10 protein-coding genes are annotated in these 16,838 nt (G+C 38.3%); 9 read left to right on the forward strand and 1 reads right to left on the reverse strand.

Features of this window, described 5'->3' with window-relative positions:
• Window positions 1-6: 6 nt before the first annotated feature.
• Window positions 7-1,374 (reverse strand): sigma-54 dependent transcriptional regulator, encoded by a 1,368-nt coding sequence (locus tag NW213_RS02750; RefSeq protein WP_258321775.1) that lies wholly within the window; start codon window positions 1,372-1,374, stop codon window positions 7-9.
• 209 nt (window positions 1,375-1,583) lie between these two features.
• Between NW213_RS02750 and NW213_RS02755 the strand changes: the two genes are divergently transcribed.
• The 9 genes from NW213_RS02755 to NW213_RS02795 all read left to right on the forward strand — a co-directional run bounded on the left by NW213_RS02755 (window position 1,584) and on the right by NW213_RS02795 (window position 16,825).
• On the forward strand, window positions 1,584-3,059 hold the full coding sequence (locus NW213_RS02755) for a TolC family protein (protein WP_258321776.1): 1,476 nt from the start codon (window positions 1,584-1,586) through the stop codon (window positions 3,057-3,059).
• A 21-nt stretch (window positions 3,060-3,080) separates the two neighbouring features.
• Window positions 3,081-4,328 carry an efflux RND transporter periplasmic adaptor subunit gene (locus tag NW213_RS02760; protein ID WP_258321777.1) on the forward strand — a complete coding sequence of 416 codons (1,248 nt, stop codon included), beginning with the start codon at window positions 3,081-3,083 and terminating at the stop codon, window positions 4,326-4,328.
• 208 nt (window positions 4,329-4,536) lie between these two features.
• Window positions 4,537-6,090 carry an ATP-binding protein gene (locus tag NW213_RS02765; protein ID WP_258321778.1) on the forward strand — a complete coding sequence of 518 codons (1,554 nt, stop codon included), beginning with the start codon at window positions 4,537-4,539 and terminating at the stop codon, window positions 6,088-6,090.
• Between the two features lie 222 nt (window positions 6,091-6,312).
• On the forward strand, window positions 6,313-6,879 hold the full coding sequence (locus tag NW213_RS02770; RefSeq protein WP_258321779.1) for an ABC transporter permease: 567 nt from the start codon (window positions 6,313-6,315) through the stop codon (window positions 6,877-6,879).
• A gap of 13 nt (window positions 6,880-6,892) precedes the next feature.
• Window positions 6,893-7,792 carry an ABC transporter permease gene (locus NW213_RS02775; protein ID WP_258321780.1) on the forward strand — a complete coding sequence of 300 codons (900 nt, stop codon included), beginning with the start codon at window positions 6,893-6,895 and terminating at the stop codon, window positions 7,790-7,792.
• A gap of 129 nt (window positions 7,793-7,921) precedes the next feature.
• Complete coding sequence (locus tag NW213_RS02780; RefSeq protein WP_258321781.1) at window positions 7,922-9,475, forward strand: ATP-binding protein; 1,554 nt, start codon at window positions 7,922-7,924, stop codon at window positions 9,473-9,475.
• Window positions 9,476-9,659: 184 nt separating this feature from the next.
• The gene (locus NW213_RS02785) at window positions 9,660-11,954 is read left to right on the forward strand and encodes an ABC transporter permease (RefSeq protein ID WP_258321782.1); all 2,295 of its coding nucleotides are present in this window, start codon (window positions 9,660-9,662) and stop codon (window positions 11,952-11,954) included.
• 23 nt (window positions 11,955-11,977) lie between these two features.
• Window positions 11,978-14,263, forward strand: coding sequence for an ABC transporter permease (locus NW213_RS02790; protein WP_258321783.1), 2,286 nt, complete (start codon window positions 11,978-11,980; stop codon window positions 14,261-14,263).
• 204 nt (window positions 14,264-14,467) lie between these two features.
• On the forward strand, window positions 14,468-16,825 hold the full coding sequence (locus NW213_RS02795) for an FtsX-like permease family protein (protein WP_258321784.1): 2,358 nt from the start codon (window positions 14,468-14,470) through the stop codon (window positions 16,823-16,825).
• The last annotated feature ends 13 nt before the right edge of the window (window positions 16,826-16,838 follow it).

The following is a 16,838-nucleotide window of genomic DNA, read 5'->3' on the forward strand; positions in this document are numbered from 1 at the left end:
GATGAATTAGAGTTGTAGTTTGTCTATTTTCCTGTAAAGTGCAAATCTGCTTATACCTAAAAGTTCGGCAGCCATAGTGTAATTCCCGTTCGTTACCTTTATGGCCTTTTCTATAGCTTTCCTTTCCAAAGTCTCTAGGTTCAGTTCCTCGTCCGGCAGGCTTTTCTGTTCCTTGGCATTATGTGCGAAAATAAAGTCGTCAGTACGCAGCGAGCTGTTGTCGCTCAATATCACAGCCCTTTCTATTATGTGCTGAAGTTCTCTCACATTTCCCGGCCATGAATATTTCATGAGTTTGTTTTTTGCGTCCCTGTTGATACTGGAGATTTCTTTTCTGTACTTCCTGTTGTATATCTTCAGGAAATGCTCTGCCAGCAGGATTATATCGTTTCCTCTTTCCCTGAGTGGTGGAATGTGAAGCTCAATGGTGTTTATGCGGTAGAGGAGATCCTGGCGGAACTTTCCTTCGTCTATCATGGATTGAAGGTTTGAGTTGGTGGCGGATATCAGACGTATGTCTATCGGTGTATGTTCCACTCCTCCAAGTCTTGTGATATACCTTTTCTCCAATGCAGTGAGCAGTTTTGCCTGCATTGGCAATGACAGGTTTCCTATCTCATCAAGAAACAGTGTACCTCCCGATGCCATTTCCATTCTTCCCGGTTTTGACTTTCTTGCGTCTGTAAACGCGCCTTTTTCATATCCGAAAAGCTCACTCTCGAACAACTGTTCGGGTATGCTCCCAAGGTCTATGGTGATAAAACTTTCTCCGGCACGTGGCGAAAGGTTCTTCACCATACGTGCCACCATATCCTTACCCGTACCGTTCTCGCCTAAAATCAAGATGTTGGCATCCGTCTCAGACAGTCTGTATATCGTGTCCTTCAACTTTCTTACGGCCGGAGATTCTCCTATGAAGTCCGAAATCGGCGATTCGTTTCCCATAGCCGATACCTGTTCGCGCAATCTGTTGATTTCTTTGTTCGATTTGCTAAGTTTTATTGCAGACGACAGTGTGGCAAGCAGTTTCTCCTTTTCCCAGGGTTTTGAGATGAAGTCGGTTGCACCTGCCTTTATAGCCCTGACAGCTTTTTCTGTGTCAGCGTATGCTGTCATGAACACCACTACAGCTTTAGGGTCAATACTCAATATTTGTTCCAGATATTCAAACCCCTCATTACCGCTTATTGCGTCGCGGCAGAAATTCATATCCAGAAGTATCACGTCCGGACTGAAAGTTTCCATGAAGTGCTTTATCCTCGATGGCTGAGTAGTTACCTTAATCTTTTCCATATATGGTTCCAGCAGAAGATTTAATGCAAACAGCACATCTTCATTGTCGTCTATTATAAGTATTTTTCCTTTGTCTTCCATGTTATTATCGTGTTTTTGCAAATATAATATTTAAAACAATGTGTTGTATGTGCGTTATCACACGTTTTTTGTGCGTAAACGCACGATATAGCGAATGATTTACTTCTTCTAAACATCTGAAAAATAATGATATAGCATAATGGCATAGTTTTTGATTTTAATATACCGGATAAATTATTTTCATTTAACTTCATTGACTTACAGTTGCCATGAAACGAATAAGAATATTTCTGATTTTAATTTTAACAGTTTGTATCGTAGGCATTGCCTATGCAGGTGATACAAACAGAAAACTTACGCTCACTCTTGAAGATGCCATATCGATTGCACACGATAATTCGCCGGAGGTACAGGCTGCAAGACATACATACCGTGCAGCCTATTGGAATTACCGTTCTTTCCGTGCCAACTATCTGCCGTCGGTAAGTCTGATTTCCAATCCATATCTTAACAGGCAGATTAACAAGATTACCCAGCCGGATGGAACAGAACAGTTCATTCGTCAGAATAATTTGAGTACCGACCTTGGATTGCAGATTAGCCAGAATGTATCTTTCACGGGTGGTAACTTTTTCGTACAGACCTCTACACAGAGGATTGACGAGTTTGGAAGCAATGGCAGAGCGTATAACACTCAACCGTTTTCAATAGGTTACACTCAGTCACTCTTCGGATATAACTATCTGAAATGGGACAAGCGTATCGAGCCTGTGAAATACCGTGAGGCATGCAAGACTTATGCGGAGACTATGGAACTTATTGCGTCAAGAACATGTCAGCTTTTCTATGCCCTTGCCTCGGCACAGACCAATCTTAATATAGCACGTTCCAACTATGCTTCTGCCGATACATTGTACAGATATGCGCGCGGAAGATATAACATAGGCAGTATCACCGAAAATGAGATGCTTCAACTTGAAGTGAATAAGCTGAATGAGGAAACAAACATGATGAATGCCGGAATAGAAGTTGAAGATGCCATGCTAACACTGCGTTCTTTTCTCGGAATAAATGACGATGCGGAGATAGAAGTTATTCCTGCAGACAGCATATACTATTTTGATGTACCGCTTGATGAGGCTCTCAAACAGGCATACGAGAACAGTCCGGACATCGACCTGTATAAAAGACGGAAACTGGAAAGCCGCAGTCAGCTTGCATCAGCTAAAGCGTCAAGAGGTTTGAAGGCTGACCTGTATTTGCAGTTCGGCCTGTCACAGACGGCAGACTTTTTTAAGGATTCGTACAGAAATCCGCTCGACCAACAGTATGTGAGTCTTTCCATAGCAATACCTATATTGGATTGGGGACGAGGCAAGGGAAAAGTGAAAGTGGCAAAATCGAATGTAGAACTGGTGGAGACACAGGTGGTCCAGGCCATGACAGACTTCGAACTGAATGTCAGGAAAATGGTACGTCAGTTCAATCTTCAGTCGCAGCAGGTAAGTGTGGCACGAAAAACGGAACGCACTGCCACGAAGCGTTACGAAGTGGCTCTCAAACTTTATCTTATGGGTAAATCATCGATACTTGATTTAAATGCAGCGACAACTGAAAAGGATTCTGCACTCCGGAACTACATATCAGCTATGCAGACATACTGGACTCTATACTACGGTTTACGTAGTATAACACAGTATGATTTTATGAATAAATGTCCGATATGGCATAATCTTGAATTCTGATAATAAAAAAACATTACATCTATGGATATAAAACTAAAGAAGAAACCCTGGTACATACGCTACAAGTACAGGATAGCAGGCGGGGCAGTAATCCTTGCTGGGATAGTTTATGTGATAGTTCTTGCGTCCGGTCCTCGCCGGTTGCGGATAGACATCGACAAATTACAAATTTCGGAAGTCACGGACTCGGATTTCATGGAGTATGTTGACGTAGAAGGCATAGTACAGCCCATTATGACCATTATGGTGAATGCGCGCGAAGCCGGGAACGTAAACAGCATCGTAGCCGAAGAAGGAAGACTGATGAAGAAAGGAGATACGATATTGATACTCTCCAATCCGAATCTGATGAGAGATATCGACGACCAGCGTGATGATTGGGAAAAACAGATGATAACTTACCGCGAGAAAGAGCTTGAAATGGAGCAGAAAACTCTAGTCCTGAAGCAGCAGACACTGGAAGCCGAATACGAACTGAATAAAATCAGGAAAAGTTTTGCCCTCGAAAAAGAAGAATACGAAATGGGAATACGCAGTAAGGCACAACTTGAAGTGTCGCGCGATGAGTATGAGTATAAGACGGAGTCCACACGACTTAAATTGCGCAGTCTTCGTAGCGATTCTGCCATGACAGTTATCAGAAAAGAACTTCTGAAGAATGATTACGACAGAGAACAGAAAAAACTGCAACGCAGTCTTGAAAGGATGAATGACCTGGTGGTACGGGCACCGGTGGACGGGCAATTGAGTTTTGTGAAAGTAACTCTCGGTCAGCAGGTAGGAGCGGGCGAGAACATTGCCGAAGTAAAAGTCCTTGATCAGTTTAAAGTTCACACTTCGCTAAGCGAATATTACATCGATAGGATGACAACTGGGCTACCGGCTACTGTATCCAATCAGGGAGAGAAATATCCTTTGAAGGTAACCAAGGTTGTTCCCGAAGTGAAGGACCGCATGTTCGATGTCGATTTGGTCTTTACAGGAGATATGCCGGACAATGTCCGTCTGGGGAAAAGTTTCAGAGTACAGATAGAGTTGGGACAGCCGGAACAGGCAGTTGTAATTTCGCGCGGTAATTTCTACCAGCATACAGGCGGCAGATGGATTTATAAGCTCAGTGATGACAAGACACGGGCATATAAAGTGCCAATAACCATTGGCCGTCAGAATCCGCGTCAATATGAAATGACCGAAGGTTTGCAGCCCGGTGATTGTGTGATTACGTCAGGATATGATAACTTTGGCGATGCGGAGGAATTGGTGTTTTAGACGTTTGGAAAAAATGTAGCCGACTCTGAAAAAACGTGGGCAAGTTTTACCTTAAATTTGCCCACGTTTTGATTAAAATTTGCCCACGTTTTTTTTAACAGTTTCTAACGCTTCTTTTGCTTTAATTTATCTTATATTCATTTGTCGCTCCACATTCCATTGTGTATCTTTGTAAAACTAAGTGCTTTATACAAAAAACAGACTTTATATGAACAGATTATATCCCATAGGAATCCAGAACTTCGAGAAACTTCGTAAGGGTGGTTTTGTTTATGTTGACAAGACTGCGCTTATACATCGTCTTGTCTCTACAGGCGGTTATTATTTCTTCGGTCGTCCTCGCCGTTTCGGTAAGAGTCTGATGATTTCCACTCTTGAGTCTTATTTTGAGGGTAGAAAAGATTTATTTCAGGGACTTGCAATAGAAGGACTGGAGAAAGAGTGGGATGTTCATCCGGTGTTTCACATGGATTTGAACAGCCGCAATTATAAGGATGTTGATGCTCTTTATGGCATTTTCAATCAGCATCTTGAAAAATGGGAAGAAGTTTATGGCGATGAAAAGAAGGACCGTGCACCGGAAGAGCGTTTTGCATATTTGATAGAAAAAGCTGCAAAACAGACCGGTCGCGGTGTAGTAATCCTGATTGACGAGTATGATAAACCTCTTATACAATCATTGGACAATGAGGAACTTCAGTCTGAGTACCGAAGTATTCTGAAGTCATTTTATGGGAATCTGAAATCATGCGACAAGTATATCCGCTTTGCTCTCCTTACGGGAGTGACCAGATTCAGCAGGGTTAGCATTTTCAGTGATTTGAATAATTTGAATGACATCACTATGGATCCTGACTTTGCGTCTTTGTGCGGTATAAGCGAAAAAGAACTTGTAGAATTCTTTGATGAAGATGTCAGGGTTCTTGCTGAAAAGCAGAACATGAGTTGTTCTGATACATACGCAATGTTAAAGAGGAAATACGACGGTTATCATTTTGTCCAGGATACAGAGGGAATGTATAATCCGTTCAGTGTCCTGAATACTTTTTTCAGAATGATGCCTGAAAACTATTGGTTCTCCACCGGTACTCCCACCATACTCGTAAAACTCCTTCAGAAGAACAATTACCTTCTGAGCGATCTGACAGGTAATGCAGAAGCTACAGCCGATGAGCTTACCGGACTTGAGACAATAAATACCAATCCTATTCCTTTATTCTTTCAGAGTGGATATTTGACTATAAAGGAGTATGACGAACGTTTTAAGAATTATATACTTGGTTTTCCTAATGAGGAGGTTGAACAGGGATTCCTTAATTTCCTTATGCCCAGCTATATGAATATGCATGGCAGGAATACCAGCTTCCATATAATGAATTTCATCAAGGAACTGGAAAAAGGAAAGATTGATAGTTTCATGGAGCGTCTTCAAAGTCTCTTTTCTGACACTCCATACGAGTTGATTCGCGACACAGAGCTTCATTATCAGAATGTTCTTTTTATAGTATTCCGTCTTATGGGTTTCTTTACTCATGCCGAGTATCACACTTCTCAAGGCAGGATAGACATGGTCGTGAAAACTCCGCAGTATATATATGTAATGGAATTCAAGTTTGAAGGCAGTGCCGAGGATGCTATCGCGCAAATAGACTCACGAAATTATGCTTTACCTTTCATGTCTGATGGACGTAAGGTTTATAAGATAGGGGTTAATTTCAGTGCGGAAACCAGAAATATAGAGAAGTGGATAGTATCCGATTAAGCGATATAATGAATACACTTAGTATCAAACGTGCGTATTTGCAACATGAATGTGCGAATACGCACGTTGTTTTATATTGATATTTGAATGTATTGTCTTGATTAATAGGTGATTATGCGTTTGACATGATTTTTGATTATATTTACTATGAGAACATATTATGAATTTTAGGAATACGTCAGTTTTATACTGGTGTGTTATTTAAATTAAATGAATTTGGATATGATATTACATTATTTGAAAGTAGCCATACGCAGCCTGATGAAATTCAAGATGCAGAACATTATAGCCATATTCGGATTGGCTATGTCGTTGTTTTGCTTTAGTGTCTGCCTTTATTTTAGCAGGTATATATTCAGTACAGATGATTGTTTCAGGAATAGGGACAGGATAGTTGAATTATATTTAGAACGTTCTGACAATAATTTCAGTAGTATAACTTCAGGTAGTTTACCTTCGTTTTTGAGAAACCAAGGTTTGAATGCAAAAGCCTTTTGTGGAGTTGCAAGAACGGATGAACGCTCGTATAACATTGAGGTTTATGAAGGTAAACTGTTACCTTATAACCTGAGGTTCATGGAGACTGATTCCTGTTTTAATGAAGTCTTTACTCCTGAAATATTACATGGCAGTTGGAAAAATGCAATACAGAATCCCAATTCGGTAATTCTTTTTGAAAGTACAGCTAAACGTATTTTTGGTTCAGCCGAAAAATCAATAGGTAAACGTATGGTTTTAAACAGACGTTTATCTTCGCCAAACAGTACGCCTCGTGAAGGAGGGGTTTAAACGATGTCCGGGTGTGGAAGATATCATTATTTCAGATATCAATTATCTGCATGGAGTTTCAGGTACAGGACTTTTTCTGACAGAGAAAAGAGAAAATTATGTCGATGCAAATGTAATGCGTGTATCACCGAGCTTTTTCCGATTTATGAATATAGGCATAATATCCGGTAATGAACAGAAAACATTGGGCGAGATGATAATAGACGAGGTACTTGCTAAACGTATAAACAAGGATATTCAATTAGGGAAAGTTTTGTATGACTATAATAAAGGATATACACTTGTAGGTATATCAGCTCCTTTTGTTTCGTCTAATTATTCTGGTAGGGAATTAAACGGTTTTATGTTTATACCATCTGATTTTTCTGATTACATAGGACATTGTTATGTTAAATGTTATGCCAATCGTTTGAAAGAAGCTGTTTCGTCAATAAAATCTGTAATGAAAGATGCTTTGCCAGAAAGTATTGAAGTCTCCGTACCCACAATGATGGATGATATATACGAAGAGCATGCGCTGGAATTCAAACTGAGAGGTATTGTACTCTTTATGTCAATCATAGCACTTATTATCTCTGTGCTTGGAATTTATTCAGCAATAACTCTTGACACCGAATACCGCCGTAAGGAAATGGCTATACGGAAGATAAACGGAGCAGGAGTTCGTCAGATAGTATTGATTTTTGCAAGGCTTTATATCGTGTTGGTTATCGTTACTGTGGCTATAGCATTTCCTATAGTGGAATTCCTGTTACGAATGTTCAGCAATATATATTATTCTTTTATAGATACAGGTATATTGTTTTACGGAGGAATATTGTTGTTTGTGGTGTTGCTCATTACTCTGACAGTTTATGTCCGCATAAGAAATATAGCGCGAATTAATCCGGCTGAGATTATAAAGAGCGAATAGATTCAGGATTTCCCTTATTGTGGTAATGGATAGTTCATATTGAAAAACTGTGTTTTTCTTTTGTCTCTACGCTTTCATTTGCATATCTTTGTAGAAACAACGGTGTCTTATTCAAAATTCAGACTTTATATGAACAGATTATATCCCATAGGAATCCAGAACTTCGAGAAACTTCGTAAGGGTGGTTTTGTTTATGTTGACAAGACTGCGCTTATACATCGTCTTGTCTCTACAGGCGGTTATTATTTCTTCGGTCGTCCGCGCCGTTTCGGTAAGAGTCTGATGATTTCCACTCTTGAGTCTTATTTTGAGGGTAGAAAAGATTTATTTCAGGGACTTGCAATAGAGAGCCTTGAAAAGGACTGGGACGAATATCCTATCTTTCATATAGATTTGAACAATGAGGAGTACAATTCCCGCAAACGGCTTGAAGGTGTACTTAACAATTATCTTGTGCGATGGGAAAGGATATACGGAAGTGAGCCTTCGGAGGAATCACTTTCGTTGAGATTTGCCGGACTTATCAGACGTGCATCGGAGCAGACCGGTCGTGGTGTAGTAATCCTGATAGACGAGTACGATAAGCCTCTTATTCAATCATTGGACAATGAGGAACTTCAGTCCGAGTACCGAAGTATTCTGAAATCCTTTTACGGTAATCTGAAGTCGTGCGACAAGTATATCCGCTTTGCTCTCCTTACGGGAGTGACCAGGTTCAGCAGGGTAAGCATTTTCAGTGATTTGAATAATCTCCGTGATATAACGATGGAGAATGAGTTTGCATCATTGTGTGGTATCAGCGAAACAGAATTGATAACTTATTTTGAATCAGACATACGCGAATTGTCGGTAAATATGAATTTAAGTTACGAAGAAACGTGTGGTCTTCTTCAGAAAAAATATGACGGTTATCATTTTACCGGCAATAGCGAAGGAATGTACAATCCCTTCAGTGTGTTGAATACATTCGCTTCAATGAAAATAGAAAACTACTGGTTTTCAACCGGTACCCCGACCATACTCGTAAAACTTCTTCAGAAGAACAATTACCTTCTGAGTGACCTGACAGGCAATGCTGAAGCCACTGCCGATGAGCTTACCGGGCTTGAGACAATAAATACCAATCCTATTCCTTTGTTCTTCCAGAGCGGATATCTGACGATAAAGGAGTATGACCCTGAATTCAAGAACTATATACTTGGTTTTCCTAATGAGGAGGTTGAACAGGGATTCCTTAACTTCCTTATGCCTTGCTATATGAATATGAACGGCAAGAATGCCAGTTTTCATATAATGAACTTTATAAAGGATATCCGAGCAGGAAAGATCGACAGTTTCATGGAGCGTCTTCAAAGTCTCTTTTCAGATACTCCATACGAGTTGATCCGCGACACTGAACTTCATTATCAGAATGTTCTTTTCATAGTATTCCGTCTTATGGGTTTCTTTACTCATGCCGAGTATCACACATCTCAGGGCAGGATAGACATGGTGGTGAAAACTCCACAGTATATCTATGTAATGGAATTCAAGTTTGAGGGTAGTGCCGAGGATGCCATAGCTCAAATAGAATCCCGAAACTATGCTTTACCTTTCATGTCTGATGGCCGTAAGGTTTATAAGATAGGGGTTAATTTCAGTGGGGAAACAAGAAATATCGACCGTTGGATAGTAGCAGAATAAAGTGAAAAACGATATATTTACTGTGTAAAGCGTGCGAATTCGCAATAATAATGTGCGGATACGCACGCTTTTGTATATCCTGTTTTTATGTAGGATGCACATATTCAATGTGTTATGCGTATGGCACGGTTTTTGATTATAAAGAATTATAAAAACGACTGTTTCATGTAAATATAGAATTTCAATGATAGTACATTATTTAAAGATGGCTTTACGCAGCCTGATACGTTATAAGGTACAGAATATAATCAGCATATTAGGTATCGCTGTAGGTTTTGTGTGTTTTGCTTTTTCCATGATATGGATAAGGTATGAGTTGAGTTATGATACATTTCATCGTGACTCGGACAGGATGTATGTGGTATATAAAAAGTCAGATCATGGATTCACTAATATTTCATACGTTACGCATTATCCTGTAGCAAGAGATATTAAGAATAATTTTCCTGAGGTTGAGGATGCTGCTGCTTTTATGAATGGACCGGCTGTAGTTGGAAGAAGTCCACAAAACGGAGATTTTTCAATGAGGATTATAGTTGATTCTGCTTTTATAAATATGTTTGATATAAAACTATTGTCCGGTAGCTGGAGTTTTCTTAATAATCAAGAAGAAGTTGCCGTTACAGAAGAGTTTGCGGAACGTGTTTATGGAACTAAGAATGTACTTGGAAAAGATTTGTTTTTCTGGAAGTCACCGAAAAAGATTTCTGCAGTAGTTTCAGGTTGGGGAAAGCACTCTAATTTCAGATATGATATTATGCTCGGTGTCGATGAAAAGTTCAGAGATGATTATAGGGCAAGTGGTTTTTATGTGTGCTTACGTTTGAAAGATAGTGTTAATGCCTCTGTATTTGCTCAAAAACTAAAAAATAAACCCCTTGAAGTACCTGATGGTGGAGGATATACTATAAGAAATCTTTTGCTGGAGAAACTTTCAACGTCCCGTTATACGGTATTCTATAAATATGATGATATATCCTTGTCGTATGTAAAGATGTTTTCGGTAGTAGGAATAACTGTGATACTTGTGTCTTTGGTTAATTTCTTTTCTATACTTATTACCCGTATGAACATTCGTCGAAGAGAGATTGCACTTAGGATATCATGCGGTTCAGGTACAAAAGAATTGATATTGATGTTTGTAACCGAACTGGTAGTGATGATGCTCTTCAGTGGTCTGATAGGTATGTCTATGATGGAACTTCTCAAATCTGAATTTGTCAGACTGGCGGATATAGAAGATAACTTCTATTTGTCTTCACTCTGGTATTTCTTTGTCATTCTCATTATATCTGTTGTGGTTGCTGTCTTTTTGATCAGATATAGTAGCAGGAAAACTGTATCAGAAGAGATAATAGGAAATATCACAAAGAAATCTCGTTTGTCATTTCAGAATGGTAGCATAGTGATACAGTTTATGATATCAGTTACCGTATTGTTTTGTCTGACTGTATTATTCAAGCAATTGTATTATCTTAAGAGTACCGATGAAGTAGGATTTGAGCGGGATGGAAAAGCTTGTCTTTATTGTCAACCTAAAGATATACAAATAATACATTTTTTAAGAAAACTGCCATATGTCCATGAAATAAAGGAAATGTATTCATTATTACCACAGAGAGCATCTACCAGTAGTACAATAGGTGAATGGGACGGAAAGTCCGAAGGACAGAAACCGGTTACATTGCAGGTAATACGTGAAGGACGTGACTTTCTTGATTTCTACGGTATCAAACTGTTGCGTGGAAATTATCTTACGGGTAAAGAGGATATCAAATCAGTATTGATAAATGAGGCTGCGGTGAGAATGTTCGGTTGGTCAGAGCCGATAGGAAAGAAGATATATAATTATACCGTGGTTGGTGTGATAAAAGATTTTCATATTTCACCACCGACACAGCCTGTCAAGCCTTTTATGATAACACTTGACAGACGTAATGATCACGGTAGTGATTACGTGATTAGTTTTGATGAGGAGCATCTTTCCGATTTGAGGAACAGTATGAAAGATTATATAGAAAAGAATGGTATAAATTTCTGTTATATTAAGACTGCGAATGAAGCTTACGAAGAATATCTTGTTTCAGAAAAGATGCTTATGAAATTGCTGTCATTCGTATCTATGATATGTGTTGTTATTTCATTGTTTGGAGTATATTCACACGTTTCATTGTCATGTGAGCGACGTAGGAAAGAAATAGCTATAAGGAAAATAAATGGTGCAACGGCAGGCAATATAATGAAGATGTTTTTCAAAGATTATCTTTTAATGCTTGCAGTGTCGTGTATCATAGCATTCCTGGCAGGGACTGTTGTAATGAAGAAATGGTTGGAACAGTATGTAGAACAGACTTCTATGGATGCATGGATATACTTTGGATTATTTATACTGATGGCTGCATTTATTCTTCTCTGTGTAGCGAGGAGTATATGGAAGGCTGCCAACGAAAATCCAGCTGAGGTTATCAAGAGTGAGTAATAAATTTAGAAAACAAGAATATTATGATACTACATTATTTGAAAGTGGCAGTTCGGAACCTGATGAAATATAAGGTTCACAGTCTTATTTCAGCATTATGTCTTGCTGTGGGAATAGTATGTTATACATTGGTGGCATATTGGATAAATGCTTATAATAGCATGATAAATATGCATGATGAAGAAGTTGTAACATTTAAGCTTGAAGATGAAGATGGCCGGTGGAGTCTGTTTACGCCGGTTGATGTTGAACGGATAGAGGATCTTCATATTGATGGATTGTCGGATATTACAGTTAAATTTCCGTCAAGACAGGCTGAGATAGATGTGATAGATAAGGATCAGAAAGAAAAGCCCTTTATTGTAAACTATTCTGTGGTAAACGGAAATACTTTTTCATTCTATGGATTGGATTTATTGTATGGTAACCGTATTCCGGAGAAAAAGGATGAAGTCGTTATATCACGTTATTTTGCAGAAAAGGCTTTTGGTCAAGATAATCCGATTGGGGCTGTGATACATCTGTCGGAATCTGTTTACGATTTCGACAAGGGGATTCGTGATTACAAGGTTGTAAATGTGGCCGAAGACAACTGGGCGTTTCCCAGAGTAGATTGCTATTTTCCATATATGGTTTTTCCTCAGGGATTCATGGAAGTGTATGCACTCCTAGGTGATGGTACAACTCTGTCTGCGCTTAATGATAATCTGCAGAATCTTAAATTTGTAAATAATGGAAAGGACTACAGTGTATCTGCATTGAGTTTTTCTGATGATTCCCAAAAAAAACAGATGACAATAATTTTTTCAATTGTACTGTTCGTCACATCGCTCATATTGCTTTCCGGAATGATTAACTTCCTGAAGTTTGCTATACAGATGTTTTATAACCGACAGAGGGAAGTCGCTTTGCGTAAAAGTATGGGGTCTGATGCCCGGGGATTGTTTATGCTTCTGTTTTCAGAGGTATTCTGCATGCTTACAGTGTCATTTTTGCTGTCACTTGTTATAACGGAAATTGTGGTTGATACATGTCATACTTATATTTCACCCGACGATTTGCCATACATTGATTTATCGGAAGTATATTGGGTACAGACAAGGTGTTTTGTTTCCCTTCTTGTTATCTGTTTACTTGTGGTTTATGTTCCGGTATGGCGTTTGCGACGTTCCTCTATAGGCTATCATGTTCGCATAAACAACAATAAGCATGTCTTTCGTTCTGTCATGATGTGGCTTCAATTGAGTATAGCTATATTCTTTGTCGGAAATGTTTTGTATATAAACATTGCTTTTAATAAGGCTTTCTATTCCGTATACAGACCGGTTTCTGATGATGAGGAAGCCCGTATTATTGAGTTCAAGCCAAGTACATATCGCTTAAGACAGAATATAACGCATGTAGTTGATGCATTCAGAAAGATGCCGGAGATTGTTGATGAGATAACTTTGTGGGGAGTGTTGGATTCTCGTATAAAACAGAGATATATTAAGGCTGATGGTACACATTCTTTTATAAAAATTACAAAGGGTAATGCCAATTACTTCCAGTTCTTTAATATCCCTCATCAGGGTGAAATGACGGAGTCGGAAGATGCTGTTTATGTAAGCGAGAAATTTATGAGACAATTGGAGAAAGACAGTATTTCCGGAACTGTTTTCATTCAAGGTACTTCATACCGTATAGCTGGTACATATAAAGCCCTGTATGGAGAGAATGAAGATGATCCACGTACAATCGGTTCGGCATTCTTCCCGGTAAAACCTTTTGGAACTTTTTATTTTAAGATTGCTGAAGGGAAGGATACAGACGAAGTGATTGGTAAGATGAAAGATATTTGCAGGGAATATGTTCCGGAAACATTACCTTTGGATATTAAACCGATAACCGACAGGAAACAGACTTTGCTTGGTACGGTGGGTTTAGTCGGAACACTTGTCAATGTATTGGCTTTTGTCAGTCTGCTGTTGGTGGTTCTAAGCATATATTCTGCCATTTCGCTTGATACAGCCGGACGGCAGAAGGAGGTTGCCATAAGGAAAATAAACGGTGCTTCGCCGGTTAAGATAGCTTTTATGTTCGGACGTTCATATATGTTGATTTATATTTTGTCGTTTGCTGCTGCATTTCCCTTTGTATATTATTTTGCGTCAATTGTCTTTATGGATGGTACTTTCCAGGTTAATATGGATTGGGGAATGGTTTTAGCCTTGTTCGTTTCAATGTTGATTGTGGTTTTAGTTACTGTAGCATATAAGATATATAAGGTTATGCATATTAATCCGGCAGAGATTATTAAGACTGAATAAGTGATATATATTGCATTGTGCTATGTGTGCGTATTTGTAACAAAAACGTGCGATAACGCATATATACTGAATGTGTTGTATTTTGGTAAATAGCTGATTGCTAGTGACTTAATGCTTTGGCACGATTATTGATATAATATTTACAGGTGAAATGACTTTTTTTGATATATGTTATTGATAAAGATTAAATATGCGATTCGTTTTTTGCTTCGTGCAAGATCATATACTGTTATCAACTTGATAGGGCTTTCGTTGAGTCTTGCCTGTTGTATTGTATTGTTACGATATATCCACAGGGAGCTTACAGTGGATACACATGCCATTGACTTAAGTTCTATAATAGTTACTTTAAGGGATATAGACGGTAATATTTATCCGGCTGAGAATCCGAGCAATAAAGATTATTCGGTATATGAAAAGTATATAGAAGACAGATGTAAACTTATTGAAGAAGAAAATTCTACTATAGTCAGCGATGATGTTTCCTACAAAACAAACCTGATGGCTGCAGATACAACATTCTTCCATTTTTTTAATTATCGTGTATTGGAAGGAAATCTTTCTTTAGATAGTCCCCATGATGTTATACTTACAGAGGACTATGCCATGAGACTGTTTGGGAAAGAATCTCCTGTAGGCAAAAATATCTATTTTGATGGAAAGATGCTTACAATGTCCGGTGTTATTGAACAACCTCTATGTAAGACCACATTCAATTTTGATGTTTTGGTCTCTCAAAAATTAAGGCTGGATTGGGGAGTACTTAATATTGAATTGATTCGTGTAAATTCTGGTTTCGATATTCTGAAGCAGAATGAAAAGAGTAATGTATATCGTTTGCATAAACGGAATAACCTAAGTGGTAATATCCAGACCAGGTATAAATATATTTCATGGAAAGATTTTTATTTTGAGTCATCCATTTCTAAAAAATATGACAGTATCTTCATATTTGGAAACAAAGAGTATATCTTAGTTCTGTCTGGAGTGGTGCTCCTTTTATTTCTTGTTGGTTTACTGAACTTTGTAAATCTCTATTCTGTCGTAATGCAAAAGCGTAGAAGGGTTTATGGAGTGAAGAAGGTCTTTGGTTTGTCCGTTGGAGGACTTTTTGCTGAAATGTGGATGGAGAATTTCCTTTTGTTTGCATGTGCTGTATTCCTTTCATGGTGTATTGTAGAAACCTCTTCCGGATTATGGGAGGGACTGTTTTCGGAGAAAATACCTGTTACCGGTTTTGACTGGTATTTGTCGTTGGGATTATTGTTGTTCGTGCCTCTCTTTACGGCTATATTCTTTTATTTCAGATATGGTTACAGGAAACCGGTAGCATGTATGCGTTCAGCCATGTCGGATAACGGAACAATGTTCTCACGCTATTTATTCTTATTTTTACAGTATTCTATCACATTGTTTCTCATGATACTGTCCTTATATTTCCAGCGTCATTTTGATTTCCTTATTAATTCTTCTCATGGATATCAGACTGATGATATTCTGGTTGCGCAGTTATATAATCAAAACAGAATATTTAATAGTATAACACATCAACAATTAAAAGAACGCTACCGGTGTATTGATGAAGTTGGGAATAAATTAAATGAGTGTCCTTTTATAGAATGTTGGATGAATTCATCGACAACAGTATGGAAGGGATTTCCAACTCGTATTATTAATAATAGTGATGAGATGTTTGAATTACAGGCGAAATATGTTTCTGCAGATTTTTTTGATTTATGGGGATTGAAAATTGTAGATGGGGGATTGCCGGATAATATAAATAATGTCGATGAAAGCGTCATTGCTTTAAATAAATATGCAATGAAATTACTGGGATATACCGGTTTGGAAAATGCATCTGTAAGGAGTACCTCAGCCTTGATGGTATATATGAAGAATAACGGTGAAATAGGTGAGTACGGAGTTAATATGACCCCGGTCTCAGCAGTGGTTGAGGATTATTATATGGGACATCTTACGGAAGGAATCAAACCTATGATCTTTATTGTGGGGGCTAAGGATGCAGAAGGGGATGTTATGATAAAAGTGAAGAAAGACAGAGAAAAAGAAGTTATAGACTATCTTCGCAAAGTTGAAAAAGAAATATATAACTCAGAGGATTTTACATATAAATGGGCTGACGATATAGTGGCAGAAATGTATCAGAAAGATAAAGAGACTGCACATATATATACTGTTTTCTCATATATCGCTATAGTGATATCATGTTTGGGACTGTTGGGTATATCTCTGTTTGATATTCGTCGCAGGTATCGTGAGATTGCAATCCGTAAGGTAAATGGTGCCAAGCCTAAAGATTTGTATATTATACTAGGTAAGAGCTATATGCTTAATCTGGTGTTGGCATTTGTTGTTGCAGCGCCTGTATCATGGATTGTTATTTATTATTATACGGCATCTTTCGTAGAAAAGGCACCTGTTACATTTGGACTGTTTGTCATTCCACTGTTTATCGTATTGATTTTATCTATGCTGACTTTATATTATCAGATAAACAAGGCTGCACATATCAATCCTGCCGAAGTAATTAAGAGTGAATAAATATAGAAAAATA

It is taken from the genome of Bacteroides sp. ET336, from assembly GCF_024733815.1.
Taxonomy (GTDB): domain Bacteria; phylum Bacteroidota; class Bacteroidia; order Bacteroidales; family Bacteroidaceae; genus Phocaeicola; species Phocaeicola cellulolyticus.

Excerpts from the sequence above, each read along its gene's own strand:
- NW213_RS02780 (WP_258321781.1), top strand. The coding sequence starts at position 7,922 with ATGAACAGATTATATCCCATAGGAATCCAGAACTTCGAGAAACTTCGT.
- NW213_RS02770 (WP_258321779.1), top strand. The coding sequence starts at position 6,313 with ATGATATTACATTATTTGAAAGTAGCCATACGCAGCCTGATGAAATTC.
- NW213_RS02785 (WP_258321782.1), top strand. The coding sequence starts at position 9,660 with ATGATAGTACATTATTTAAAGATGGCTTTACGCAGCCTGATACGTTAT.
- NW213_RS02765 (WP_258321778.1), top strand. The coding sequence starts at position 4,537 with ATGAACAGATTATATCCCATAGGAATCCAGAACTTCGAGAAACTTCGT.
- NW213_RS02790 (WP_258321783.1), top strand. The coding sequence starts at position 11,978 with ATGATACTACATTATTTGAAAGTGGCAGTTCGGAACCTGATGAAATAT.
- NW213_RS02755 (WP_258321776.1), top strand. The coding sequence starts at position 1,584 with ATGAAACGAATAAGAATATTTCTGATTTTAATTTTAACAGTTTGTATC.
- NW213_RS02760 (WP_258321777.1), top strand. The coding sequence starts at position 3,081 with ATGGATATAAAACTAAAGAAGAAACCCTGGTACATACGCTACAAGTAC.
- NW213_RS02750 (WP_258321775.1), bottom strand. The coding sequence starts at position 1,374 with ATGGAAGACAAAGGAAAAATACTTATAATAGACGACAATGAAGATGTG.